The organism is Candidatus Symbiopectobacterium sp., from assembly GCF_020054415.1.
GTDB lineage: Bacteria > Pseudomonadota > Gammaproteobacteria > Enterobacterales > Enterobacteriaceae > Symbiopectobacterium.
The window spans coordinates 1-2153 of the sequence record NZ_JAHWCO010000689.1; the positions used below are offsets into that span (position 1 = coordinate 1).

At 47.3% G+C, this 2153-nt stretch carries 2 protein-coding genes; both read right to left on the reverse strand.

Translation table 11 applies throughout. The annotated features are described in order from the left end of the window. Positions 1–972 precede the first annotated feature (972 nt). The gene (locus QZ506_RS19880) at positions 973–1461 is read right to left on the reverse strand and encodes a Rha family transcriptional regulator (RefSeq protein ID WP_291973380.1); all 489 of its coding nucleotides are present in this window, start codon (positions 1459–1461) and stop codon (positions 973–975) included. A gap of 348 nt (positions 1462–1809) precedes the next feature. Next, positions 1810–2007, reverse strand: coding sequence for a DUF1187 family protein (locus QZ506_RS19885; RefSeq protein WP_291973379.1), 198 nt, complete (start codon positions 2005–2007; stop codon positions 1810–1812). Positions 2008–2153: the final 146 nt, after the last annotated feature.

Below are 2153 nucleotides of genomic sequence, written 5' to 3' on the forward strand. Positions count from 1 at the left end.
GACACACCTGTTTTGGATTAAAATGCTGATCGCTCCGGGATGCATCACCACGCTCTGGATTTAACATACTGATTTTACGTCAAGGGAATCCGCAGCCTTTATGGCTACGCAGCATAATATCTATTTATTCAACAAAGCCGTCTGGAGTGTATCCTTCATACTCTCCATTAAGTTCAGCCAATAGCTTCCTGTGCCTAGCCCCCCGCATGAGTTTTTCATCATGGTTCATACCAGGCATGCTAAGTTTAATAACTGGCGAACTAATAATTAAGTAATTTTCACCCTTCGGAATCGTAGTGGCGGTTGTACAACAAACTTCGCTCTTCTCTGCTGCTCTTCTCAATGGCGAGCCGTTGCCCGCCGTAGCTGGGACCGTCAGTTGCAAATAGCCGATGTGCGTAAAGAGCTGTCCGCAGAGCTATAGCCAAGCGACATTATTTTGATAACAGCTAGCTATGCTTCTTTGCCACATATCAGGGCACCGGATGTAATCATTTTTAAGTCGGTTGGCTATATATCATTAACAACAAAAATGACTACAAAATATTCCTAAAAATATTCCATTCTTTATATTTATGATTTTTATAGAAAAAATAATGCACCTCAGAATGTCCTACTTGGATGGGGTTTTATTACGATTGGAATCCGTCATCAGCTGATTCCCACGTCTCCTGTAGTATTTCGCTAACACAAGTGAATGTGATTAATGAAGCCCCGGCACGATACCGGGGCGGGATTAGTGATTAGTGGCGTTGCAGGGACTGGTTAACGTTCGCCTGTTGCCATTTTTCGAGCGCGTGGGTCATCACACCGTAATGCTGCTGCGTGCTCTCTTCGAGCATCTGCTGCATTTCGCCCAGTACGATAGCTTCATCTTCACGGTGACGCAGGACGCGCCGTATCGTCTGCTTATCAGCGTCGAAGATGGCACCCTTGAGCGTGTTTGTAATGCTGTAGATACGGCGGCACTCTTCAGCCAGCAGGGGGGAGTTGCCGGATTTCGAAGTGCTGAGGGGAGGGTACGCCGGTTACACGGCGCAGAGCGTACCAAACGGCGTTGCTCCAAGCACGGTCAAAATGAAAGCCGTTTGCCATGCTCCAGACGAGGCGGGTAAGGCTGTCGATATCATGGCTACTGAATAGTTCGGCTGCTTGAGGTTTGTATTGCGGTATCGAGCAAAGCTCTGCCTCCATGCGGTTGAACTCCGCAATGTAAGCTTCCTTGAACGCTGCTGCCTTTTTGCCGGTAAAGCCCATAACGAGGAAGACAAAGCCGTCCTTGGTCATGGTATACATCGGTAGTTTGCGACCTGTGCTGTCGGTGTATTCACTCGACACAAAATTGTGTTCAGTGAATTTTGGCGAACAATCTAAGTTACGAATTTTATCCAGAACACGCTCATTGCGCTTGCCAAAGTAATCAGAAACGTTTTTAGATGTGGTTAGGGATTGTTGATAAATACGCGAGGTTCTTCAGTGTGCAGTTTTTCTGCTAATGCTGGAAGGGCCATAGTAGCCTCCGATGGTTGTATTTAAACTATCCACCACCGAAGCTGCGAAACTTACTGGTGGTGAACTGAACAGGGTTCGCAGTACCGGATACAACCAACCGGCGAGCCTTTCAGCTCCCCTATCCAGCCCACCATTGAGATGCGGCTAGATGTGCGACATAAAAAACACGCTTGCGGCGTGTCATTCTGTCGCAGTTGTATCTGGCGGGCTGCGAAACCCGGCACCTGAATTTGCAGATGCAGAGTGACTATAGCGCATGGGTTATCCCTAGGTCAATTGGATGGTTTATTGTGCTATTTACCACGTATCCCTGTTTTTCACCCTGACGCAGCGGAAGTCCTCTAGTTTCACCTTATCGCCGAACGACTTACCTGCCTCCTTAGGCTTAAAGAGCAGTTTTTCGCATTCTGACATGGTGAGTTTCACCTTAGAGAACCGTAGCCACTGAACATCCAGTCCGCCGGGCTTTTTGATAGTTTCCGTTATTTTGTACATTAAGTCTCTCCGAGGTTGTTTATGTGTCTGACGACAATTAAAACGCTGAAAAAAGTGACATAAAAACCGGGGGCAGGGGGCTAACTTGTAAAATTTTGCAGGTTGGCGGTCAGATCGCTTACACTTGGCTTAATACAGGAGGATCC

Coding starts and splice junctions, on each gene's coding strand:
- QZ506_RS19885 (WP_291973379.1), bottom strand. CDS start 2,007: ATGTACAAAATAACGGAAACTATCAAAAAGCCCGGCGGACTGGATGTT.